Genomic DNA, 22,343 nt, shown 5'->3' with positions numbered 1-22,343 from the left:
ATTTAGGGGCGGGCTAGAAGCCCAACCCCTACTCCCCACAATAGTTTCAAAATTTGTCAGGTGCAAGTTAGAGGCGTGGCTATTAAATCCCCCGATCGCCCTGCGGTTTTGCTACAGGAACGGACGGTTTATTGTTTGGAGAATTAAAAGCTCGATCGACCATATCTCCAAAGGGAACAAACTGCGGTGCAGACGATTGACCTCCGGTTCTGAAAGTTGTCACGGGCCCGCTGCCGTCTTGGGCAAAATTAATCAATCTCGTTAAAGCATCACCGGGATTTTTAGCATTGCGCTTGTCTAGGGTGAACAGCAGATTTTGAGAGTTGCAGCGCCCCCGTCCGTTCACATAACAAACTACGGGCAAATTATTAACAATTCCTGTTGTTAACTGCAAGTTGCTCAATCTTCCGCCACTCTCGGCAACAGCTTTGGTCAATCTATTGGAAACAATTTGACAGCGCTGCCAAGGTGTATATTCGCGGCCGAACTCGGTAGATTTCCACAGAATCATTGGATCAGTCGTGACATTTCCGCGCCGCGCAATTGTAACAAAATTCCGACCGGAAGTAACGCACTGAAAAGTGGTTCTAGTGCTATTCCAAGAGTTGCTGGGAGCTGCTTGCACTTTGCTTGCAAAGGCGACAGTACCGGCGAAAACTAAAGCGGATGCTAATAAGGGTGCAGTCAATTTCATAATAACTCCTGCCGCTAAGGCAGCTAAATTTATGTAGGAAGTCATAGTTTTAGGGACAGGGCAGTGTCCTGTCCCTGCCTATTCACATTCTGCTGGTTGGCTGTCGCACCCGGATACTTTTCAAATCTTAAATTAGGTTAGTTGCACCTTATATCTGTAGGTACAGGGCACTGCTGTGTCCTTGTTTCAAAACTTGTGAACGCGGCTTTAGAGACACGGCACTCTCCTTTCCTTGTTCCAAAACTTCCAGACCACGGCGACACAAGTTTCCTAGATAGTCTTTTTAGCTACATTCTGCAAAGCCAGGAGAGTCAACAATGGTAAGTAAAACTACAAGGACAGCTCCGAAATTGGCTGGCAAATAACTTTTTATGAAACCTCGAATCATTGTTTGCGGGTTGGGCCACACGGGACACAAGATTTTTTGTTTGTTGAGACAGCAAGGAGCGATTGTGGTTGGTATTAGCGATCGCCCAATTCGCGGCGAAACTTCTGATGTGCTTGTCGGCAACTTGCAAGCAGCTTCTACCTTGTTGGCGGCTGGCATTCAAAATGCTCACACTTTAGTAATTGCAGCAGACGATGATGCTGTGAATTTGGCAATTTTGATGCAAGCGAGGATTCTCAATCCTCAGATTCGCATCATCAACAGATTGTTCAATACTAGCTTGGGCGACAGAATTGACCACACTTTGCCCGCTCACACTTCCATGAGTGTTTCATCATTGGCGGCTCCGGTTTTTGCCTTTGCGGCTCTCGGAAATCAGGCGATCGGACAGTTGCGTTTGTTCGATCGCACTTGGCCGATTCACGAAGAATATATCGATGAAACACATCCTTGGAAAAATCGCAAACTGAGCGATTTGTGGGACGATCGATCGCGAATGTTGATTTATTATCTGCCGGCTGCTAACAAAACGGATTTAGTATCGGCGGTGCTTGCCGATCGGCAGTGTCAGCAGGGCGATCGGCTAATTGTTGCCACTCAGCCGACTATCCACAGCCCCCAAAAAACTTTAACTCAAAAACTGCTCAAAACATTAAATAAGCTGCACAGATTTCAGCAGCACAGCCAAGCAGCAGTAATTGTTGTACTGACGCTGCTGTCAATGATTGCCGTTGCTACTGCTACCTATATTTGTGTTGACGATAATATCTCAATAGTCGATTCTCTCTATTTCTCAGTAGGGATGATTACCGGAGCCGGAGGTCATGAAAAAGTAGCCGAACAAGCTCCCGAAAGCATTAAACTATTTACCGTGGTCATGATGTTAGTTGGAGCCGGCATCATCGGCATCTGCTACGCACTGCTCAACGATTATGTATTGGGAACTCGCTTTACCGAATATTGGGATGTGGCGCGAGTTCCGCAGCGCCATCATTACATTATCTGCGGACTCGGAGGAATGGGTATCCAAATTGCTAAAGAACTGCACACTAACGGTTACGATATTGTGGTGATCGAGCAAGATCCGAACAGCAGATTTCTGAGCACGGCTCGCTCAATGAAAATTCCGCTCATTCAGGGAAGTGCCAGTTTGCCCGCAACTCTGGAAGCTGCTAATGTTAAGCAAGCGGCAGCACTTTTGGCGGTAACTAGCAGCGATATGTCTAATGTCGAAATTGCCTTGAGCGCTAAAGGGTTGGCACCAAAACTATCAGTTATAGTCCGCAATCAAGACCCACATTTTGCTTTAATGGTGCAGCAAGTTTTTGAGTTTGAAGGAGTTTTGAACCCGACGGAATTGGCGGCTCCTGCTTTCGCGGCGGCGGCGATTGGAGGTCGAATTTTGGGCAACGGAATGACTGCTGACAGTCTGTGGGTTTGCTTGGGCACTTTGATTACGCCAAACCATCCTTTCTGCGGCCACCGCATTCAAGATGCTGCTAAGTCTGCGGATTTTGTGCCTCTTTATGTGGAAACTAAGTGTCAAACTCTCCACGGCTGGGATTTGCTGAATTGTTGTCTGAGTACGGGGGATGTTTTGTATTTGACGATGCCGGCGAATAGGTTGGAGCAACTGTGGAGAACGCCCTCTGAATTAATTAAAACTTAATGGTTTTACGCGGGAATTTATATTGCCGATCGCTCAATTGCAACTACAAACCTGATAAAATAGATTCTGTCTAGTAAATAAGACGTACGACTAATCCTCTGAAATCCGGTTTCTTAGGGCAAGTTCTAGTATAAATAATCAACAGGCTCTCAATTAGTTGCGATTTAGAATGAGAAAATTTTTAGGATTAGTTGTGTTTGGGATGATCGTGGCGATCGCCTCTGTAGCTGTCGCCGCTCAACCTTTGTTCGTCGCTTATCCTCCAAGTAACCACAAAACTACAGCAGATCGCATCTTTTTTATCGGTACAGCGCCCGCACCGGGACAAGTTTTAGTAAATGGCAACCAAATTTCGCGCACCGCATCCGGGCACTTCGCCCCGACTTTTCCGCTGCAACTCGGCGAAAATGTCTTTACATTGCGTTACGAAAATCAGGAAGTCAAAATTAAGGTGACGCGCGAGTCGAATCAGCCGGAAGTCCCTGTAGGATTGGCTTTTGCTAAAGATTCTCTGACGCCAAAAGTCGATGTGGCGAGTTTGCCGGGGGAATATATTTGCTTTGGGGCGATCGCACCTGCCAATGCTCAAGTTTCGGTAAAATTGGCGGGCGTTACTATTCCTTTAAAAGCGCGATCGCAAGTCGAACTACCAGACAACAAATCTGTACTGTTAGGTGAAAACTCCCCGATCAAAAAAGGCGGCAGCCAACAGTATCAAGGCTGCGGTAAAACCCCTGAAAACGCCCTCTCGTCTAAGGGAGAAACAGTTGATTTAGGCGTGCCATCGTTTGAGCTAACAATGAACGGTCAAACTATCAGCCAACAAGGTACTGGCAAGATTTCTATTCTGTCTCCGGCGGATTTAGAAATAGCAGAAGTAACGGCAGATCCGGGTGTTGCCCGAACCGGGGCGAGTACAGATTTTTCTCGGATGACACCGCTGCCGAAGGGAACGCGAGCAACAATTATCGGGCGCGAGGGAGAATGGCTCAGACTCGATTACGGTGCTTGGATTAAAGCAGCGGAAGTGCGAATTGTCAAGGATACAGTGCCTCCGCGATCGATTATTCGCAGCGCCAGCTCGCGTCAAGTTTCCGGCTGGACAGAGGTGTTATTTCCCTTAGAAACACCCGTCCCAGTCACCGTGCAGGAAGGAGAACGCACTTTCACTTTAACCCTGTACAATACTACCGCTCAAACTGACATTATTCGCCTCTCTGATGACCCGGTAATTTCGCGTTTGGAATGGCAACAAATCGCGCCCCAGCAAGTACAATATACTTTTAATCTCAAATCTGCCCAGCAGTGGGGCTATAAATTGAGATACGAGGGCACAACTTTAGTGCTGTCTTTAAAAAACCCGCCGGCGAATACAAGCATGATACCTGTGTCGCAAGCAAAACCGCTGTCGGGAATTAAGATTCTCATCGATGCGGGACACGGCGGGCCGGAGGATGGAGGTGCTGTGAGTCCAGTGGGAATTAGGGAAAAAACAGTAGCTTTAACGGTGTCGAAATTGGTGCAACAGGAATTGGTAAATCGGGGCGCAAATGTGCTAATGACGCGGGTTGAAGATGTCGATTTGGATTTGCCACCCAGAGTGGAAATGATTCAAAAAGAAGAACCTGCGATCGCAATTTCAATTCACTACAATGCTTTGCCAGATAACGGCGACGCGATTAAGACTAAAGGCGTCGGCGCTTTCTGGTTTCACCCGCAAGCGCACAGTTTGGCAATGTTTTTGCACAATTATTTAGTTGCCAAGTTGAACCGTCCGAGCTATGGTGTATTCTGGAACAACTTAGCCATGACTCGTCCTGCCGTGGCTCCATCTGTTTTAATGGAATTGGGATTTCTGATCAATCCCGAAGAGTTTGAATGGATTGTGAATCCGACAGAACAGAAGAAGTTAGCCGAGGCGATCGCCCAAGGTGTTACCGAATGGTTTGCCTCTGTCAAATAATAGTTAGTAGTAAGAACTGAAGTCATTCTCAAAAAGTTCATAGTCAGGACTTCAGTTCAGTCAATCCAAGGAAATGAAATAATGCTAATTTTTACTCAATCAAAAGCCTTTTTTATTGCAGCCGTCGTTGCAAGTTTTAGCTTCTCACTTTACAGCTTTCCTGTTTTCGGCAAGCAGCAAAGCCTTGCTCCCGCAAAAGCAGAAGCTTTAAAAAAGCAAACTCAATGCTCGTTTATTACGGGTAATGGCGGCGCTGTTAACATTCGCAAAGGCCCGGGCACTAAGTATCCCGTTGTTGCTAAACTAAAATTGGGAGACGGAGTTAGGGCTGTCAGCAGACAAGGTAATTGGGTGAAAATTGCGGCCAGATCTTCGGGAAATCCTCCTAATGAAACTTTTACAATCCTTGACGGTTGGGTGAACAATCAATTTATTAATGGCTGTTCCGAAGACCAATTTGACAGGTGGCGGCAATAGGCGATTTGGTTTGTAGTAAGGACTTTATTCCTGAGTTTAGATGATGGCTAAAGTCCTCATTAGCAACCCAACCTGGACATTTTTAAAAGTAGTACAAAAAAGACGATCGCCCTGATTCATTGTTGCATTCTCAACCAGCTAAACACCTGTTCGGCAATGATATTCAGGGAAATCATTTCGGGCACAGGAAGGACATCGCTACCTTCGCAGAATTGCGGTTGTTGGTTGGGCAAAAACGCTAAAATTGATCGATCGTCTGGATCGATTAGCCACCCCAACTGACAATTATGTTGAAGAGAGTGAATAATTTTTCTACTTACGCGATTTGATCTTTGCTCTGGTGACAGGATTTCGATCGCCCAATACGGTGCAATTACAACTTCACCCAACGGTTCGCCACTGTCATCAAATTGAATCTGTTCCCACAATAGTACCGCAATATCTGGAACAATCGATCGACCGCCAAAGGTACACCGCAACTCTGGAAAGGCATAAGCTATCTTTGGAGTTTCCGTCACCTGATTAATTTCGTTGCAGGCTTTGGATTGCAATCGGCTGTGCTTTATTTTCGGCAGCGGTTTTTGGATAATCTCCCCCTCACTGTATTCGCTGGCCGGTTTGGTTTCTGGCAGTTTCAGAAATTCTTCCAAGGTGAGGCGCCCAGTTGCGATTGCCATAAATAAATTCCTCAATTCTACCTATCTTCAGTGTAAGCAAAAAAAATATTTGTCTTGCCTAAAAATTGTGTTATCTCGCCTAATTTTGCGGAACAATCTGCTGCTTAAACTCAAACAAATTAGGATTTTCCGGGTCATAAAAAGCCCGCAACCAATGCACGTTTGGAGAACCAAAAGTTTCAACTCTAGTAAAATTTTTCATTCTCGGTAGTTGAGTCTCATCGGTAAAATGGGGTAAAGGTTTATCGATGCGAAAATAGTGAGTATCGCCGTGGACGAATACAACCTGCCCTGGGAAAGTGCCTGTTTCTGTTTCCAGAGTTGCGATAAAATCGTTGTAGCCGCTTCTTCTTTTGTCCGTCGGATCGAGTTCAAATCCCGGATTAGCCTGTGCAACTAACACAATTCCTTTGCTGTTGCTGCGTTTGGCTAAAGCAAAACATTCTTTGATCCAGGCTAAGTTAGCCCAATTGCGATCGGCATATTCTGCATCTGCTTCGGGAGTACGGCCAAAATTGTTGTTGCTTCCCGGCATATTAATCGCCAAAAACACAACGCCATGATAAATCCAGCGAACATTTTCGCGGAATTTAGCAAACTGCGGATTTTCGCTTTGACGGGTGAGAGTTAAGGTGCGCTTTCCCAAACTTTGATTACCCTGGTTGAAAATTTCCCGCAGTTTAGCGAGTCTTTCTACTGGATCATAACTACCGTTATTTGAACGGTGGCAATCCGTCCATTCATTATCACCATAGGCAAGAATAAACGGTATCTCAAAATTGTCAAATAACTGCTTGCGGCTGACAAAAGTTGCATCATCGCAGACACTAAAACCGTTTTTAATGTCGCCGTCGTGGACGACAAACGCTGCGGGCGATCGATTTATATCTGCAATCAAACTCGGAAATTTTGCTTCCTGTTCGGCACTGTAGGGCAAATCGCCAATTAAGGCAAATTCAAAAGGTCTATCGCCCGAAGTTTGAGCGTAAGTCAAAACACCAAAAGCTGTAATTGATACAAAAACAATAAAGGCAATAATTAAATAGTTTTTTTTCATTTTTTGAGTCGTAACTAAATTAGTTATGATACCATATAAGCCGACAAATCACTCTCAAAAATCATGGATTTTCGTCGGTTGCTCTCGCTAATGGCCATGCTTTCGATCGCAGGCTGCAATATCCAAACGCCACAAACCAACACACAGCCTACAGAAAGTCGATCGCCAATAGCAGCCCCTGTTCCCCCCAAACCAAAGTCTGAGATCAAAGAAGCGAAACTAATTGCTGTCGGCGACATCATGATGCACAGTACCCAAACGCGATCGGGCTACGACGCAAAAAAGAAAACATACAATTTTGACAATTTCTTCGCACCAGTTAAAAGTATCCTGTCAACAGGCGATTGGGTGATCGGAAATCTCGAAACACCTTTAGCGGGGGAAGATGCTCGCGGATATACGGGATATCCGCTATTTAACGCACCGGCTCAATTAGCGGATGCGGCTAAAAAAGCTGGATTTAATATCTTGACAACGGCAAACAATCATGCTTTAGACCGTGGAGAAAAAGGAGTAATTAGGACGATCGCCAATCTGAGCGATCGGCAAATTGCGTTCACAGGAACAGCCACATCAGCCGCCGAGGCTTCACGCACTTTAATCAGCACCAAAAACAACATTTCATTAGCCAAGCTAGCCTACACCTACGGCACAAACGGCATTCCAATACCCAAAGGCAAAGATTACTTAGTTTCCCTAATCGACGAAAAAAAGATAGTCAAAGACATTGCCAAAGCCCGAAAACAAGGAGCAGATATTATCGCAATTTCCCTGCATTTTGGCGATGAATATCAGCGACAGCCAAACCCCCAACAAAAACAATTAGTGGAAAACCTATTAAAAGCCGGTGCAGACATCATTCTCGGCAGCCATCCCCACGTCGTCCAACCTTACAAAATTTTTAACTTCCCCGGCAAAAATGGGAAAACCCGCAAAGCTGTAGCAATTTATTCAATGGGAAACTTCATTTCCGGTCAGAATAAAAAATATACAGACTTAGGCGTAATTTTGCAAGTAAATATTCGCAAAAGATTTCCAGAAAAAACTACAGAAATTACCAGCATCAAAACCATTCCGACTTGGGTACACCGCTATACTCAGAACAATAAAACCAACTATCGCGTTTTACCATTAGAAACAACTGTCACCCAGAAAAAAGATGCACTGCTAGCAAGTTCGCAGTATCCTGTTTTAGCAAAATATTTGCAGGATATGAACAATCATCTTAACTCTTTGGAGAGTCAGAAAAAATCTAAGTAATGGGGTATTCGAGGCAGAGCCGACCCATTTATATTTTCTGGCAGAACCTGGAAGGAAGTTTATGTTTTGTGAAACAGGCATCTTGCCTGTTAGTAACCTTTGGGGGCGGGCAAGATGCCCACCCCACAAAAAAATTGATGTCTTGTAAAACAGGCACCTTGCCTGTTACTAAAATTGATGCAAGATGTGAGTAAAATTAAATTAATTCAATTGCTCCCTCAGCCAAGCGATCGCCCCTTCAACCTCAGCAACCTGCTCAACATCGGGAATCTGCGGCCGCTGCACCATCACCACGGGAATGCCCAGTTCCCTAGCCGCGACAATTTTCGCATAAGTAGCAGAGCCCCCGCTATTTTTACTAACAATTGTATCAATCTGATATCCTAATAGTAATTGCCGCTCGTCTTCCAATGAAAAAGGCCCCCTTGCTAATAACAATTTACCGTTAGGTACAGGAGTATTTAGTGCAGGAGGATCGATCGCCCGCATCAAAAACCAAATAGCATCCAAACCCGCAAACGCAGCCAACTCCTGCCTACCAATCGTGAGAAACACCCGCTGAGACTGCCCTAATAAAGCTTTTGCAGCCTCCGAGTGGCTGGCAACTTCAATCCAGCGATCGCCCTCCACAGCCTGCCAAGCTGGACGCACCAGCATCAAATAGGGCACATTGCATTCAGCAGCAGCAATCGCAGCATTGGCAGAAATCTGAGCCGCAAACGGATGAGTAGCATCAATTAACAAGTCGATCGGGCGATCGAGCAAAAACTGCGCCAGCCCAGCCGCCCCACCAAACCCTCCAATTCGCACCGTACCCGTTTTGGGAGTAAAAGGCTGTTGAGTGCGTCCTGCTAGCGAAGATATCACCTCTATTTCAGCAATTTGAGACGCTCTTACCGCCAGTTCCGCAGCATCCCCCGTCCCGCCCAAAATTAGCAACCGTTTTTTCACCAAATTCTCCCTAACTTATTGAAATTTTAGATTTGAGATTTTAGATTTGTAAATGACTGATGAAATAAGGGTTCGGAGGTTGCCTACAGTCACATCATTTTTTGAAACTGGTACTATCCAAGCAACGCCCGCAATTTCGGTTAATAATATGTTTAGTAAAGTTTAAACTGCCAACAACGATGATTCGCTCACTTTTGACATTTTTTACAGTATTAATTGTAACCGGGTTAATTTGGTTGGGACATATCGCGCCCTCTACCGCACAAGTACAACCAACAGATATCGCCACTCCCGAACAGGAACTGGCAGAACTCGTTCAAAAAGCTTTTGAAGCTACAAATGAAGGCAAATTTCCCGCCGCTGAAACTTTTTGGACTCAAATTATTGACAAATTTCCCTCACAAGCCGCCGCTTGGAGCAACCGAGGCAATTCTAGAGTCAGCCAAAACAAACTACAAGCAGCTATTTCCGACTACGAAAAAGCGATCGAACTAGCTCCCGACGCCCCCGATCCCTACCTAAACCGCGGCACCGCGTTAGAAGGTTTAGGACGCTGGGAAGAAGCGATCGCCGATTACAATCACGTGCTAGAATTAGACCCCAAAGATCCAGCCGCATACAACAACCGAGGCAACGCCGAAGCCGGTTTAGGAAAATGGGAACCAGCAATTGCCGACTACAGCAAAGCCTTTGAATTAGCCCCCGAATACGCCTTTGCCCGCGCCAATCACGCCCTCGCACTTTATCAAAACGGGCAAACCAAAGAAGCAATTCGCAACATGAAAAATATCGTCCGCAGATACCCCCAATTTGCCGACATGAGAGCCGCCCTCAGCGCCTGTCTTTGGGAAGCAGGAAAGCGTGGCGAAGCTGAGAGCAATTGGGTAGCTGCGGTTGGCCTCGATCCCCGCTACAAAGACCTCGATTGGGTTGCCAACAACCGCCGCTGGCCACCAGTTGTAGTCAGCGCCTTAGACAAATTCTTGCACTTGAAATAATCTTAAAGGGAATGTTGACTGTTGACTGTTGACTGTTGACTGTTGACTGTTGACTCAATTTTATTATTCCGATACAACCGGAAACGATATCATTGGTTATTTGTTATTTCGACAACTAACAACTGACAACTAACAATTAACTAATTCTCGAATCCGCGCAGCCGTCAACTCTTCGACATTCCTGAAAACCGCTGCTGCACCAGCAGTTTTCAGCGCTGCAGCATAAGCATCGCAGCGCACAGAATCATCCAAAACATGAGGGGGCAAAATTCCGATTCCCAGCCAAACCCGATTTGGTTGCACTTCCCGCGCCTTCACCACCGTGTAAATATCGGCAACCGTATCTCCCGCGTAAATCACGGGCAAATTTTTTTCTAAACCGTGCAGGTTTTCCAACTGTTCAATTGCCGCGAAAAGTCCAGCCGGATCGGGTTTTCCCGGTGCATCTTCCATCGCCACCAACACAGGGGAATTTAAACTCAGTTTTCCTGATAAAACATAACCAGCTTCATCCCGCATCGCCCCGCTAAAAAAGCCCCAAAAAATACCTCCCACTGTTAAATTTTCCAGGTAAGCCGGACTTAACAACAGCGGTTCGCTACAAATGTAACCAGTCCAATTTTTCTCATCGGGCCCGCGATAGCGACTTTGGAAAAAAGCCACTAATTCGTCATAGTTGAGAGCGAGTTCGTTTCTCGATCGCCCAATCCCCTCAAAATAACGGCAAACTAACTCGAAAGACGCCTGCCAGTCATTATTCCACACTCCCTCAGACTTCAGAGAGTCGATATCGAGAGAATTCGGGCGAAAAGCACCCGCCGTGAAATGCTCCACCGCATCCGCGATCGCCCGCCGATAAGAACCGGACACATCCCGCACCACACCGTCAATGTCGAAGACTACAATAACTCTGTTCACAACTTAACCATCCTTGTACCTAGGGCGCGTGAGAACCCAAATTTTATCTGTTCCCAGCCCCTGAGTGGCGCTAAAACCAGCCGCGCCACAAAAGTTTTCATGGCCGATGACCAATTATCGAACAGAGTGTGCTACGCTTAGCGATTGTAGAAATTTTTAACAAGTTCGATCGGAACCCTGGAGGTTTGCTTGTCCAAGTTCATCTTAAAAGTTCTCTGGCTAGAAGAGAATGTTGCCCTCGCCGTTGACCAAGTTGTCGGCAAAGGAACTAGCCCGCTGACATCCTACTTTTTCTGGCCTCGCAAAGATGCGTGGGAAGACCTCAAAAACGAACTCGAAGCCAAACACTGGATTGCTGATAACGATCGCGTCGAAATCCTCAACCAAGCGACAGAAGTAATCAACTACTGGCAAGAAGAAGGCAGACGGCGCCCGATGACTGAAGCTCAGTCAAGATTCCCCCAAGTGACTTTTACCGGGAGCAACTAAGCCCAGCTTTAATTTGCTACCCATATACATTGCCTGTTATGGCTGACGAGGGGAAGGAGAGAGGGGAGAAGGCGAGAGGATTTGACGCTTTTTCCACCTCGCCGTGAAACATACAATTTAAATGCGCTACAGCTTATATTGATACTAACTCCGATTTTGGGACCTACTCGGGTTTTGGGCTTGGTCGATTTGAGATTTGAGATTTGAGATTTATCCAAAATAAAGCTCTCAAATCTAATTTGATAGAGTCTAAAGAGACTAAGCAACCAAACCAAATAAATCTAAAATCGGCTTTTTTATACTCTTGAATTGTACAGTCAGCTCTCAACAGCCTTCCCTCTGACTAATGACTAATGACTGATAACTAATGACTTCTTCGCGGAATCTATGGGCGCCGAAAGTACAATCAACCAGACCGAACAGCTACCGCTGGTAGTAAATCCCGACATTCTCCAGCAAGCTATCCTCTACAAAATTAATACTCGCATAAACGCTCGCGGAGAATTAATTTTTCCCTGCGTACCGGGAATGCTAAGCCACTATCTCAAGTCGATAGAAAAGCTATTTAGCACTCTCGACAGACCCCTGCCCGAAGACCGCAGAGACGAACTCAGCAAGCTTTTAGCCACCAAGTTAGAACAAGGCTACCGCACCTCCACAGCATCGATGTTGATTCTGCAATACGAGTCAGTGCAGCCGCCGCAAACCGGTTTAGCTTGCAAAGTCATTGTTACTACCTCAACAGTTGGAGAACAGTACAAAAGCTGGGTAGATACCAGAGAACCTCCGCTTTTCGGCTCTCATCCAGACGCAAAATTGATGGCAACGGCTGCTAAATTGGGTACACCCGATCGAGTGCGGATTTTGGACGTGGGGGCTGGTACCGGCCGCAATACGTTGCCCCTGGCGAGATTGGGCTATTCTGTAGATGCGATCGAACTAGCTCCAGCTTTTGCAGAACAATTGAAAGCAGCAGTAACAGCCGAAAATCTTCCCGTGACAGTGACTGAAGGCGATGTGCTCGATCCCTTAATGCGGATGAAACCTGCCCGCTACCAGTTGGCAGTTGCCGCCGAAGTCATCTCACATTTTCGAGACAGCGATCAAGTACGGCTTTTCCTAGCTAAAATGTGCGATTCCCTGTGTCCCGGAGGTCTGTTGCTGTTCAGCACGTTTTTAACCGTCGGCGACTACCAGCCAGATGCCCTCGTGCGACAAGTTGCCCAACTCTCCTGGTCTACTTTATTTACGCCTCAAGAACTCGCCACCGCAATGGAAGGGTTGCCCTTAGTCCAAATATCCGACGAATTGGTGTTTGAGTACGAACACCACCACCTGCCGGAAGGAGCCTGGCCACCGACCCCTTGGTTTCCCAGTTGGGCCACCGGTCGAGATGTATTCCCGATGGCAAACGCACGCCCGCCAATGGAATTGCGCTGGATTTTGTGTCGCCGAAGTTAAAAAAAATCGGTCATTTCTAGACGGACACAGCAATCAAAAGCTTTTATCGGCGGTTAAATTTTCCTCATATATTTTTATTTCAACAGCGTAAACCCGCCTCGCTGTTAATATTGTGCTGCCGGCACAGAAAAATTTACAAAAATATATATTAAAATGTAAAGAGAGCGAAGTTGATCGCCGCCTGGGTGAGAAACCCAGTGTCTGATTAGATCCCACGCTTGCCAACCTTTTACTTCTTGCGAAAAATTGGGTTGCTAAGGGCAATCGGGCTTGAATAAAAGTCGATCGCCATCTCAATGGGTGCAACTAGAGTTAAGATGAATTCAACAAACCTATTCCTCGCGATAGATGACTTTTTAGGGAATAGGATTAGCCAATAGATTAGCTCGCTAGTCAGCGATGCTGCTGAGAAACAAATATGCTTTTAACACATCCACTACAAGCGTTTGGAGCAATCTTCAGGCACCAACCTTCCACAAATAGATCATCCATCGACCAAAAAACCAGTAAAAATTATTGGGAGGGGAATATTGAGCCCGCTGTAAACGAACAAATTGACTGGTACATCCAAGTGGAAATGCTAATGAGTAACGCTAAATCTTCCTGCACCAATGAAGAGATTACTGCTTGGCTGCGGGGATTGCTGACAATTGCTTGGGCAGACGGCAACTTTGACGAAGACGAGCAAAAAATGATTGCAAATCTAACTGAGGATGAACTCCACCCGGTATCTTTTGAGGCGGGTTTTGAACCGATTGCCCCAGAGGAATTAGTCGCTGTGTTAGGGAAAGACACCGCCAAAGGCGAGGATTTTTTGAGGACAGCAGTCATGGTAGCTTTGGCAGACGGTACATACTCGCTCAGCGAAGACGAGGTAATCTATAAGTTTTGCACAGCTTTGGGTCAGAACGTCGAGGTGATCGAAGCTCTGCGACACACCATCGAAGACAGCAAGTGCGATCCGCAGGGACCCAGCAGCCAAATAGTCTTTGATGCGAATGTCGTCCCCGTAGTCGGAACACCTCTTTCATCTCGGCTACCTAAACCTCACCACAAAAATGTCCTGCAACCCGTCAAAGACTGGCTTGACGCCTGGGAAATTCACGACCCAAAATTGGCACACTTTGTCTGTAAAATTATTCCGCCCCAGTGTCCGTTTGAGCGAGATGTCGTATTATTTGGTCGCAAAATCGTCCACATTCCGGCGATGTGCCAGATTAACCCGCTTTACGAACAGTTAGTCGGGATGCGCTTTCGAGCTCTCTGCTATTTGGCAGATGAATGTAAGGAAGATGTATCGTCCTATTGTTAAAAGGAATGGGTAATTGCTAATTGGTAATTCATTCCAGGGCGCAGAACCTCTATCTGTAGGATGCGCCCATAAGCACCTTACCGCTATAATTAGCACGTTAAATCAGTATTTGCAGAACTCGTGTAATTAGCAATTACTAATTTTCAGGAGAGTATTTTCGATGATTTAGAAACCTATTTTTGGCACTAAAAAATAGTTTGACAGCTATTCACACCTGAGACAAACCCAGTTTATTCTGTTTTCGTGCGTGATTCCTGCTAATAATATAAAATCGGCTTTTATTATACTAATCAAACAAAACTCTTGGTATCATCCTCAACTTCTTATACAGATTATTAAAAGATTTCGGAGCCGGACACGGCAGTGCCGTTTCCCTACAGATGCTCAGGTACAATCTCTCATTCTGCACTACTTTTCAGAATTGGTAAAATTCTATTTTTCCGGCAACTGTAAATCGCGACTAAACTTGGATGTCGTGCGCCGACGCGGACTAAAGGCAAAGACGAATATGGTACTTGCATCTGGTATAATAATAAGTAATGACTATTGACACTCACTATTGACTACTGACTAAATTATGCAATTTATCGATCGAGCAGATATTCAAGTCGCAGCCGGCAAAGGCGGCGACGGCATGGTAGCTTTTCGCAGAGAAAAGTATGTACCGGCGGGCGGGCCCAGTGGTGGCACCGGCGGGCGGGGCGGTTCTGTGTTTATGGTGGCGGTGGAAAGTCTGCAAACGCTGCTAGATTTTCAGTACAACCGGATTTTTAAAGCCGAAGACGGGAAGCGTGGCGCGCCGAAGAATATGACGGGGGCTTCTGGGGACGATCGCACGATCGAAGTTCCGTGCGGTACAGTTGTTTACGACGCGGAAACTCAGGCAATCTTAGCAGATTTAGTAACGCCAGGACAGACTTTTTGCGTTGCCCAAGGCGGCAAAGGCGGTTTGGGGAATAAGTGTTTTCTGACCAATTCTAACCGCGCTCCAGATTATGCGATGCCGGGAAAAGAAGGAGAACACAAATTTTTGCGTTTGGAACTGAAGCTATTAGCTGAAGTGGGAATTCTCGGGATGCCGAATGCTGGCAAATCCACCTTAATTTCTGCTTTGTCTGCAGCTCGCCCCAAGATAGCAGATTATCCGTTTACAACTTTAGTTCCGAATTTGGGCGTAGTCAAAAAACCGACTGGCGACGGTACGGTGTTTGCAGACATTCCGGGATTGATTGAAGGAGCTCACGAAGGCGCGGGTTTGGGTTACGAGTTTTTGCGGCACATTGAACGGACTCGGTTGCTGCTGCACTTGATCGATATTACGGATGAAGATCCGATCGCCAATTATGTCACAATTCAGGAAGAATTGAAGGCTTACAGGCGTGGTTTAGCCGATAAACCGCAGATTTTGGCTTTTAATAAGGTAGATGCGATCAACCTCGAAAGCGAAGAAATCGGTAATTTAATCAGCCGACTTAAAGAAATTAGCGGCGCTCCTGTTTTGTTGATTTCCGCCGTTAGTAGACTTGGATTGGATGAATTGATGCAGCAAGTTTGGCAGAAACTCGACGAGATGAACGAGAAAGAGGCGGCAGAACTCGAAGCCGTCGCGAGTGTTTAATCGCTTTCTGGTTCCTGAAATTTCAGTGAATGGGTAAGTGTTTTTTTGAGGGGGTCAAATCTTTCGGCTGTAAAACTGGTGCGGCAAGGGTTTGAGCCTCTGTGTCTTGAAAAACGATCGTTTAAAAGTATCTACCGACTGCTTTAAATCGCCTACAAGCGTGACGGTGAAAGTTCCCAAAGGGGTATGGGGCAATCGCTAAGGCTGTGCGGCAAAGGCGGGAAATTTATTATTAGAAGCTTTATCTTATTTTGTGGATATGAGTTGAGCTGCATTCAGGGCATTTCCTACAAAATTGCCTTATTATCCCTCATGAACTCATCTTGTAATTCCGCAACGCCCTAACTTACTATTTTTAACCAACTTTCTCCTCTAAACTGTCTTTTTTTTGTTCGAGAGCTGTTGATACAAATAGTCGAGGTAGTAAAAGTCCAGACCTAGTTTTGTAGTCGGCAAATTCAGGATATCGTTCGAGTGAACGCTCTTTTTTTATCATGTTAGGGATAAACATACCAGCAATAAAAGCTGCCAGAATTAAAAAAGGTAGCCAGTGCTGAACTAGCATCGCAAACGATCCGTAGATGAGGATTTCTCCTAAGTAATTCGTATTGCGCGATCTGGCAAAAAATCCTTCAGTTATTAGTCCCGAACGGTACTTAAGGGTGTAATACTTCTGTGCATCAGCAGTATAGTGTAGAAAGACACCGATAATATTTAGGGAAATTGCTGCTGCCACTAACGGCAGAGGTGGTTGTGACCCACTGCTAATCAAAATAAAAGGTGCTACCCAATAGAGGCTAACTACCACAAAGCCGAATATTCCCATTCCGACAGAGATTTCTTGTTCCCACTGTTTATCTGGATATATCTGGTCTTTGAGCAGCCACAACAAACCATAAGTACCGTGCAGGGCGAGATAAACCCAAGCACCCAAATTAAAATTTTGGTAAATGAACATCAGTGTCAAAATAAATGGAAAGCTGAGTCCTTTGTGCAGATTGATAAAGTGCTTGGTTTTCATAGCTTTTGTTAATCTCGATCTAGTAAACTCAATCTCTGTTTATATTACACTTTTTTAGATCTAACTACTGATCACGAGCAAACTTATCAATCTGCTTCTATTTTGCCTGACGCGGTAACAAGCAACTTGAAAGCGTGACCGGAGTGCCCTCGTTCGTTTATTTGACAGCTCCCGCTCTCGGGTTAACAAAGAAAATCGAGCGCGAGATCAGTACCGAAAGAATTTTGCGCGGATCACCCGCGACGAAAGCTTAATCAATGATTTCTCTAATCGGGCGATCGGTATTTCACAAGTTCAGTCCTGGACGCATCAACACCAAGAAACCGGGTTTTTTACCGTTTCTGGGGCTGTAACAAACTATTTCGTGAAAAACCCGGTTTTTGAGTACCGGTGAGTAAGCCCTAAGTATTGTTAAATTCCGTTTGAGTCGCGAATTTGCCCGTTGTAATCGACTCTCACCCTCCCATCTTGGGAAACCGTAACAACCGTTTCTACAGTAAAGACAGACGAACCAGGCTTGGAACCCTTAAAAGTAAAAGTCCAAGTTCCATCGCCATTGTCAACGAACGGCGATTCCTTAGAAGTACCGTGCATCGAAGCTTCAGCTCGATAGTTGCCTAAACCCCCATTAGCCCTTTCTGCTGCTTGACGAGCTAAGTTTTTTGCCCGATTGAGTTCGATATTATTGTTGATCGCTCTCACGCCGTCGGTCTCATATTCAGGAGCAGGATTAGCATTACTCAAGGAGGGGGAGACTACAACGGATAAAGTTGAGAGAGCTACCAGACAAGCAAGGCGGATGCTTAGTTTCATAATACAAACTGATTTATAGTTTGATAAAGTCTACGAGACTTGTCCGAAAAAACCCGGTTGAATTTTCAATTTTTAATTTTGACTTGTGAATCGTCTGGCATTTCTCCACCGTTCAAATAACGGTAACTCATCCGAGAAATATCCCGAATCAAGGTTTGAGCTGGCTTCTCCGTTTCCGGCGAATGCTTCACCATCACCGCCACTAAATAACGCTTACCGTTCGGCAAATCCACCATCCCCGCATCCGCTAGCATTGTATCAATGTTGCCGGTTTTGTGAGCAATAACTGAACCTTCGCCTAAACCCTTGGGCAGCAAAGAATCATTTTTAGTTTGGCGCATGATTTGCAAAATGCGATCGCGCGATTTCACCGATACCAAATTACCCCGATCGACCTGGGCTATGATATTAATCAAATCCTTCGGACTGGTAGTATTAGTTCCCTCCAAATCTGGCAAATTCTTACGCAGAACCGTGGTACTCAAACCCCAATTTGCAAAATTCTGATTTAAAACCTCAGCACCTCCCAACAACTCAATCATCATATTTGTCGCCGTATTGTCGCTGACAACAATCATCTTTTGGGCAACTTCCAAAGCCGAATACTTCTTGCCAGGAGCCTGATCTTGCATATCCCCTGAACCGCCGACAATGTGTTCGGGCTTCAGCGTCAGCATCTGATCTAACTGTACTTTGCCCTCATCTACTGCTTGGAAAAAAGCTACTAAAATTGGCACTTTAATTGTGCTAGCTGAAGCAAAAGCAGTATCCCCATTAAAATTTAGGTAGCTTCCAGTATCTAAATCCACTAGAAATATTCCGGCTGTCAAAGTAGGATTTTCTGTTGCTAAAACCTGAACTTGCGTTTTCAAAGCTCCTAATTCTTGATTCAGTTGCAGCACTTCTGGGGCTGCGGGTGCCGCAGATGCGCTATCGGCGGGGTTGTTCTGCCCTGCGGTGGTTTGTTCTTCTGCCGCTACAGTCGATGCTCGACTCACAGCATTTACCACAGACAGCAGCGTCCCGCAAATCACCGCTATGCCAACTCCCAAAATCACCAAGCGAGTAGCATACACCAACGGCGGTACGCTTCGAGGTGCAGAGCGTTTACCCGGTCTCGGACTCGCTTGTGGGCGCGGTTTAGGCACGGGGGGTTTTTTGGCATCTGGGGGGATTACCGTGTCTTGAATGCGAACTGGGGGCGAAATGGGACGACTTCCACGGGTTGCAGGGGTAGTGGCAGTTGGGCTCTGGCTGTTGGGATTGCTGGCGATCGAACTCACATTTTCCCGCTCCAGATTCGGCTCCGGAAACTCGAACATATCGACAGCAGCGAGGCCTTTTTTCCCTGGTTGGCGAGTCTTCGACTGCGGAGTTTTGGTTCTGGGTTTTCTAGGGTTAATTGCCGATCGGGGATCGGATAAAAAGTCTTGTGTAGTAAATTCTTCCGAAGATGTGGGAGAATTGGCTCCTCTTCTGCTGCCGCGACCCTGTTGCAGTGGCAAAGTCGCAGGTTCGGGCGATCGAATTTCTGAATTGCCGTTTTGCGGTTGCGAAGGGCGACGGCGGCCCGAGTTGCCAGACTGGCTTGCTTTGCCGGACTTAGGCTGCTTTGAGCCGGAGTTGGGAGAGGATATCGACGAAGATATCACCGATAATATCGATCCTTTGGGAAACCGCTCTGCCACGTCTTACTCCTTCATCACTACTGTAAATTTCAAGTTTAAGATTTTTCAGCTTGCCAGCCAATCAATTTTAGATTTTAGATGTTAGATTTGCCCCAGAGGCTGCATGGTATCAGCAACCAAGTTTATTGCTCGCAAATTATCGCAAAGCTTAGGTTTTTAGTCAAGAAACCCTGTTATGAAGGTGACAAGTGGGGGCAGGAAAGTTCTCTGTGAAAAAAATCCTCAATCTCACATCCCCAATTATCAGCATTTCTCCTAGCTATCCGTTGGATTTTCCGGCAACGCCCCATCCAGAGTATCAGAATTTGCCTCTGGTGGGTAAGTTTTGATTGCCCATTCTGTTTGGCGGAGGACGCCCCGCAGCATGGCGACTTCATCAATTGTCGGATAGGCTCTGTTGTACAAACGCCGAAATTTTTCCATCCGGCTTGCGGCTGTGTGCTGCTGCAAATATCCTATTTTGAGTAACAGCGTTTCTAGTTGCTGGTAATACCCCTCTAAATTTTCCAAGGGAGCCGATTCCTTCTGGTCACTGACAACTGACAACTGACAACTGACAACTGACTTGTATAGTTCGTAACAGCAGATAGCGACTGCTTGGGCGAGATTTAGGGAAGTGTAGCCATCGCTGCTGGGAATGCGGATCAAGCGTTGAGCGCGGTTTAATTCGGCATTGGTCAAGCCGCAGTCTTCTCGGCCGAAAATTAGGGCGCTGGGGGCTTCAAGGAGCCAAGGCAAGGCATCTGCGGGTTCTTCTAGTTGTGTTGGCAACGATCGACAATCATCCCCTGTAGTTGCGATCGCCCTGACACACCCAACCAAAGCAGCGGGCAAACTCTCGACTACTTTGACCGTTTCCAATATGTCGGCCGCGCGAACAGCCATCAGTCGGGCTTCTTCCCCTAAATGATCGCACTGGGGATTTACCAAAACTAATTGGTGCAAACCCATATTTTTCATGACGCGGGCAACTGAACCAACATTTAATGGGCCTGCAGGTTCGACTAAGACGATTCGGATGTTGGCGTCGGCCGTTTCGAGCATTTTTATTTGGGGAGGTGTTAGGCAGAAATTGGTTGTTTTGTTTGTTTTGATTAAAATTTAATCACTAACTAATGTAATGTCCAAATTAGCATGGCCAAGCAACGATCGAAATCTGATTTACCGACAAAAATGTGCCCCGTGTGCGATCGACCTTTTACTTGGCGCAAAAAATGGGCTGACTGCTGGGATGAGGTCAAATACTGCTCCGAACGTTGTCGTCGCCGCCGTTTTGCGGCTCAAGATTAAGAATTTAGGGCAAGTTGCTCGATCGAAGCTAAGATTGCAAAGGAAAAATTTTAGGTATTAGGTTATAAATTATGGCATCGCAACAAGTGCAACCAAAGCTAGTTATTCACGGCGGTGCGGGCAGTTCTCTACATAGTAAAGGCGGAATTGATGCGGTGCGGAAATCGCTTTACGATGTTTTGGAGGAAGTTTATCCGCTGCTGAAAGACGGTGCAAGTGCCGTAGATGCAGTGGTGCGGGGCTGCCAATTGTTGGAAGATGACCCGCGATTCAATGCCGGTACTGGTTCTGTGGTGCAGTCGGACGGTCAAATTCGGATGAGTGCTTCGCTGATGGACGGTTTGATGCAGCGTTTCAGCGGGGCGATTAATGTTTCTCGCGTTCAACATCCGATCGAACTTGCTCAATTTTTGCAGCATTCGGACGATCGAGTTCTCTCTGATTTTGGTTCGGCGGAATTGCTGCGAGAACTTCAATTGCCGATTTACGATCCGATGACGGATTTGCGTTTGCACGAGTGGATGCAGGAACGCCAAGGCAATTTTAGTAAAGCAATGGCTGACGTGGTTGCCGAACCGGCCGGTATGGGTACTATCGGAGTCGTAGCTTTGGATGTGCATGGACGCTTGGCTGCTGGGACTTCGACTGGTGGCAAGGGTTTTGAGCGCATCGGGCGGGTTAGCGACTCGGCGATGCCGGCGGGAAATTACGCCGCTGAAAGTGCGGCGGTAAGCTGTACGGGGATTGGCGAGCACATTATGGACGAGTGTTTGGCCGCGCGAATTGTGGTTCGGGTGACAGATGGTTTAAGTTTGAAAGCTGCTTTTGAGCGTTCTTTTACTGAAGCTGACGAGCGCCAACGGGATTTTGGCGCAATTGGAATTGATGCTAGCGGGGCGATCGCTTTCGGCAAAACTAGCGAGGTGATTTTGGGTGCTTTTCACAACGGTATGGAAATGGGCGATACTTTGGAAATGGGCAAGGGAACGCTGATTTTTATTGCTTAAAAGGCCGATATAAATTATCAGTCTGCGGTTCAGATACCCGGCTTTTTGAAGAATTCGGGTATCTCGCTCGGCGTTAGTTTTATATCAAATCTAATGGCATCCGAATGGATATTACCCACAGTCAGGACACGCCGCCGTGCCATTTTCCTACAATTCATCTGCCGATGCTTACTCCCTTCCCGCCCAAAGAATATAGATAGAGGTAAAATCAAAAAAAGGGAGTAAGAGAAATGAATCTTAGTCAACAATTGCGGTAGGTAAGCCTAGAGAAAAAGCAGTGGCAACGACTGTACTACAAGAATCAGCAATCCTATATCAGGCAAAGGTTATCGGCAATTAGGCATCTAAGTGAAGGAAAAAGTCGTGCAGAAGTGACGAAGCTATTAGGCTGCACAGATATAACATTTGCAAGATAGGTCAAAACGTACTTAGAAATCGGGTTAGAGGGAATAGTCCAACCAATCAAGCACCAGGTAAAATCAAGACGGGAGCAAGAAAAACGGCAAAAATTAAAGCTGGGGGGGTGACAAAGAGAGCTAAGAGCTAGGCCTAATCTGAGTTACAGCCCTCATCCCCCGTTGATAAAAGTGGC

Annotated in this window: 20 protein-coding genes; 11 read left to right on the top strand and 9 right to left on the bottom strand. The window is 46.2% G+C overall.

The window, feature by feature from the left end:
- Positions 1–82: 82 nt before the first annotated feature.
- Positions 83–739: a COP23 domain-containing protein gene (locus QUB33_RS07260; RefSeq protein ID WP_333348989.1), complete on the bottom strand. Its 657-nt coding sequence runs from the start codon at positions 737–739 to the stop codon at positions 83–85.
- Between the two features lie 326 nt (positions 740–1,065).
- Between QUB33_RS07260 and QUB33_RS07255 the strand changes: the two genes are divergently transcribed.
- From QUB33_RS07255 to QUB33_RS07245, 3 genes are all read left to right on the top strand, one after another.
- A complete protein-coding gene (locus tag QUB33_RS07255) occupies positions 1,066–2,751 on the top strand; it encodes an NAD(P)-binding protein (protein WP_333348987.1) in 1,686 nt (561 codons plus the stop codon).
- A 169-nt stretch (positions 2,752–2,920) separates the two neighbouring features.
- Positions 2,921–4,714 carry an N-acetylmuramoyl-L-alanine amidase gene (locus QUB33_RS07250; protein WP_333348985.1) on the top strand — a complete coding sequence of 598 codons (1,794 nt, stop codon included), beginning with the start codon at positions 2,921–2,923 and terminating at the stop codon, positions 4,712–4,714.
- 81 nt (positions 4,715–4,795) lie between these two features.
- Positions 4,796–5,191 (top strand): SH3 domain-containing protein, encoded by a 396-nt coding sequence (locus QUB33_RS07245; protein WP_333348982.1) that lies wholly within the window; start codon positions 4,796–4,798, stop codon positions 5,189–5,191.
- Between the two features lie 116 nt (positions 5,192–5,307).
- Here the strand turns inward: QUB33_RS07245 and QUB33_RS07240 are convergent, their stop codons facing one another.
- Positions 5,308–5,868, bottom strand: coding sequence for a Uma2 family endonuclease (locus QUB33_RS07240; protein ID WP_333348980.1), 561 nt, complete (start codon positions 5,866–5,868; stop codon positions 5,308–5,310).
- 79 nt (positions 5,869–5,947) lie between these two features.
- Positions 5,948–6,925: a hypothetical protein gene (locus QUB33_RS07235; protein ID WP_333348978.1), complete on the bottom strand. Its 978-nt coding sequence runs from the start codon at positions 6,923–6,925 to the stop codon at positions 5,948–5,950.
- 63 nt (positions 6,926–6,988) lie between these two features.
- Here QUB33_RS07235 and QUB33_RS07230 point away from each other — a divergent pair, with 63 nt between their 5' ends.
- Complete coding sequence (locus tag QUB33_RS07230; protein WP_333348975.1) at positions 6,989–8,185, top strand: CapA family protein; 1,197 nt, start codon at positions 6,989–6,991, stop codon at positions 8,183–8,185.
- A gap of 201 nt (positions 8,186–8,386) precedes the next feature.
- On the opposite strand, the gene QUB33_RS07225 is transcribed toward QUB33_RS07230, so the two are convergent.
- Positions 8,387–9,136 (bottom strand): cobalt-precorrin-6A reductase, encoded by a 750-nt coding sequence (locus tag QUB33_RS07225; RefSeq protein ID WP_333348973.1) that lies wholly within the window; start codon positions 9,134–9,136, stop codon positions 8,387–8,389.
- 179 nt (positions 9,137–9,315) lie between these two features.
- On the opposite strand from QUB33_RS07225, the gene QUB33_RS07220 reads away from it, so the two are divergent.
- Positions 9,316–10,134 carry a tetratricopeptide repeat protein gene (locus tag QUB33_RS07220; RefSeq protein WP_333348971.1) on the top strand — a complete coding sequence of 273 codons (819 nt, stop codon included), beginning with the start codon at positions 9,316–9,318 and terminating at the stop codon, positions 10,132–10,134.
- Between the two features lie 129 nt (positions 10,135–10,263).
- On the opposite strand, the gene QUB33_RS07215 is transcribed toward QUB33_RS07220, so the two are convergent.
- The gene (locus tag QUB33_RS07215; RefSeq protein ID WP_333348970.1) at positions 10,264–11,052 is read right to left on the bottom strand and encodes a TIGR01548 family HAD-type hydrolase; all 789 of its coding nucleotides are present in this window, start codon (positions 11,050–11,052) and stop codon (positions 10,264–10,266) included.
- A 177-nt stretch (positions 11,053–11,229) separates the two neighbouring features.
- Between QUB33_RS07215 and QUB33_RS07210 the strand changes: the two genes are divergently transcribed.
- The 4 genes from QUB33_RS07210 (at position 11,230) to obgE (ending at position 15,932) form a co-directional block, all read left to right on the top strand.
- A complete protein-coding gene (locus tag QUB33_RS07210; RefSeq protein ID WP_278187374.1) occupies positions 11,230–11,541 on the top strand; it encodes a 30S ribosomal protein PSRP-3 in 312 nt (103 codons plus the stop codon).
- A gap of 528 nt (positions 11,542–12,069) precedes the next feature.
- The gene (locus QUB33_RS07205) at positions 12,070–13,002 is read left to right on the top strand and encodes a class I SAM-dependent methyltransferase (protein WP_445299512.1); all 933 of its coding nucleotides are present in this window, start codon (positions 12,070–12,072) and stop codon (positions 13,000–13,002) included.
- Between the two features lie 583 nt (positions 13,003–13,585).
- Positions 13,586–14,314: a Mo-dependent nitrogenase C-terminal domain-containing protein gene (locus tag QUB33_RS07200; RefSeq protein ID WP_445299511.1), complete on the top strand. Its 729-nt coding sequence runs from the start codon at positions 13,586–13,588 to the stop codon at positions 14,312–14,314.
- A gap of 577 nt (positions 14,315–14,891) precedes the next feature.
- A complete protein-coding gene (obgE, locus tag QUB33_RS07195) occupies positions 14,892–15,932 on the top strand; it encodes a GTPase ObgE (RefSeq protein WP_333348966.1) in 1,041 nt (346 codons plus the stop codon).
- A 355-nt stretch (positions 15,933–16,287) separates the two neighbouring features.
- Here obgE and QUB33_RS07190 read toward each other — a convergent pair whose 3' ends face one another.
- From QUB33_RS07190 to QUB33_RS07175, 4 genes are all read right to left on the bottom strand, one after another.
- Positions 16,288–16,953 carry a DUF1295 domain-containing protein gene (locus QUB33_RS07190; RefSeq protein ID WP_333348963.1) on the bottom strand — a complete coding sequence of 222 codons (666 nt, stop codon included), beginning with the start codon at positions 16,951–16,953 and terminating at the stop codon, positions 16,288–16,290.
- 411 nt (positions 16,954–17,364) lie between these two features.
- Positions 17,365–17,766 (bottom strand): hypothetical protein, encoded by a 402-nt coding sequence (locus QUB33_RS07185; RefSeq protein ID WP_333348961.1) that lies wholly within the window; start codon positions 17,764–17,766, stop codon positions 17,365–17,367.
- A 65-nt stretch (positions 17,767–17,831) separates the two neighbouring features.
- On the bottom strand, positions 17,832–19,418 hold the full coding sequence (locus QUB33_RS07180) for a serine hydrolase (protein WP_333348959.1): 1,587 nt from the start codon (positions 19,416–19,418) through the stop codon (positions 17,832–17,834).
- A gap of 291 nt (positions 19,419–19,709) precedes the next feature.
- The gene (locus QUB33_RS07175; protein ID WP_333348957.1) at positions 19,710–20,498 is read right to left on the bottom strand and encodes an RNA methyltransferase; all 789 of its coding nucleotides are present in this window, start codon (positions 20,496–20,498) and stop codon (positions 19,710–19,712) included.
- Positions 20,499–20,588: 90 nt separating this feature from the next.
- Here QUB33_RS07175 and QUB33_RS07170 point away from each other — a divergent pair, with 90 nt between their 5' ends.
- Together QUB33_RS07170 and QUB33_RS07165 are read left to right on the top strand one after the other, a co-directional pair.
- Positions 20,589–20,744: a DUF2256 domain-containing protein gene (locus tag QUB33_RS07170; protein ID WP_333131300.1), complete on the top strand. Its 156-nt coding sequence runs from the start codon at positions 20,589–20,591 to the stop codon at positions 20,742–20,744.
- 71 nt (positions 20,745–20,815) lie between these two features.
- Positions 20,816–21,751 carry an isoaspartyl peptidase/L-asparaginase gene (locus QUB33_RS07165; RefSeq protein ID WP_333348955.1) on the top strand — a complete coding sequence of 312 codons (936 nt, stop codon included), beginning with the start codon at positions 20,816–20,818 and terminating at the stop codon, positions 21,749–21,751.
- Positions 21,752–22,343 lie beyond the last annotated feature (592 nt).

The sequence above is a fragment of the Microcoleus sp. B3-A4 genome (genome assembly GCF_036705385.1).
Taxonomy (GTDB): domain Bacteria; phylum Cyanobacteriota; class Cyanobacteriia; order Cyanobacteriales; family Microcoleaceae; genus Microcoleus.
Note: the sequence above shows the minus strand (reverse complement) of the source record. Positions and strands in the feature narration are given on the sequence as shown.

Excerpts from the sequence above, each read along its gene's own strand:
- QUB33_RS07260 (WP_333348989.1), bottom strand. The coding sequence starts at position 739 with ATGACTTCCTACATAAATTTAGCTGCCTTAGCGGCAGGAGTTATTATG.
- QUB33_RS07255 (WP_333348987.1), top strand. The coding sequence starts at position 1,066 with ATGAAACCTCGAATCATTGTTTGCGGGTTGGGCCACACGGGACACAAG.
- QUB33_RS07250 (WP_333348985.1), top strand. The coding sequence starts at position 2,921 with ATGAGAAAATTTTTAGGATTAGTTGTGTTTGGGATGATCGTGGCGATC.
- QUB33_RS07245 (WP_333348982.1), top strand. The coding sequence starts at position 4,796 with ATGCTAATTTTTACTCAATCAAAAGCCTTTTTTATTGCAGCCGTCGTT.
- QUB33_RS07240 (WP_333348980.1), bottom strand. The coding sequence starts at position 5,868 with ATGGCAATCGCAACTGGGCGCCTCACCTTGGAAGAATTTCTGAAACTG.
- QUB33_RS07235 (WP_333348978.1), bottom strand. The coding sequence starts at position 6,925 with ATGAAAAAAAACTATTTAATTATTGCCTTTATTGTTTTTGTATCAATT.
- QUB33_RS07230 (WP_333348975.1), top strand. The coding sequence starts at position 6,989 with ATGGATTTTCGTCGGTTGCTCTCGCTAATGGCCATGCTTTCGATCGCA.
- QUB33_RS07220 (WP_333348971.1), top strand. The coding sequence starts at position 9,316 with ATGATTCGCTCACTTTTGACATTTTTTACAGTATTAATTGTAACCGGG.
- QUB33_RS07205 (WP_445299512.1), top strand. The coding sequence starts at position 12,070 with ATGCTAAGCCACTATCTCAAGTCGATAGAAAAGCTATTTAGCACTCTC.
- QUB33_RS07200 (WP_445299511.1), top strand. The coding sequence starts at position 13,586 with ATGAGTAACGCTAAATCTTCCTGCACCAATGAAGAGATTACTGCTTGG.
- obgE (WP_333348966.1), top strand. The coding sequence starts at position 14,892 with ATGCAATTTATCGATCGAGCAGATATTCAAGTCGCAGCCGGCAAAGGC.
- QUB33_RS07190 (WP_333348963.1), bottom strand. The coding sequence starts at position 16,953 with ATGAAAACCAAGCACTTTATCAATCTGCACAAAGGACTCAGCTTTCCA.
- QUB33_RS07185 (WP_333348961.1), bottom strand. The coding sequence starts at position 17,766 with ATGAAACTAAGCATCCGCCTTGCTTGTCTGGTAGCTCTCTCAACTTTA.
- QUB33_RS07175 (WP_333348957.1), bottom strand. The coding sequence starts at position 20,498 with ATGCTCGAAACGGCCGACGCCAACATCCGAATCGTCTTAGTCGAACCT.
- QUB33_RS07170 (WP_333131300.1), top strand. The coding sequence starts at position 20,589 with ATGGCCAAGCAACGATCGAAATCTGATTTACCGACAAAAATGTGCCCC.
- QUB33_RS07165 (WP_333348955.1), top strand. The coding sequence starts at position 20,816 with ATGGCATCGCAACAAGTGCAACCAAAGCTAGTTATTCACGGCGGTGCG.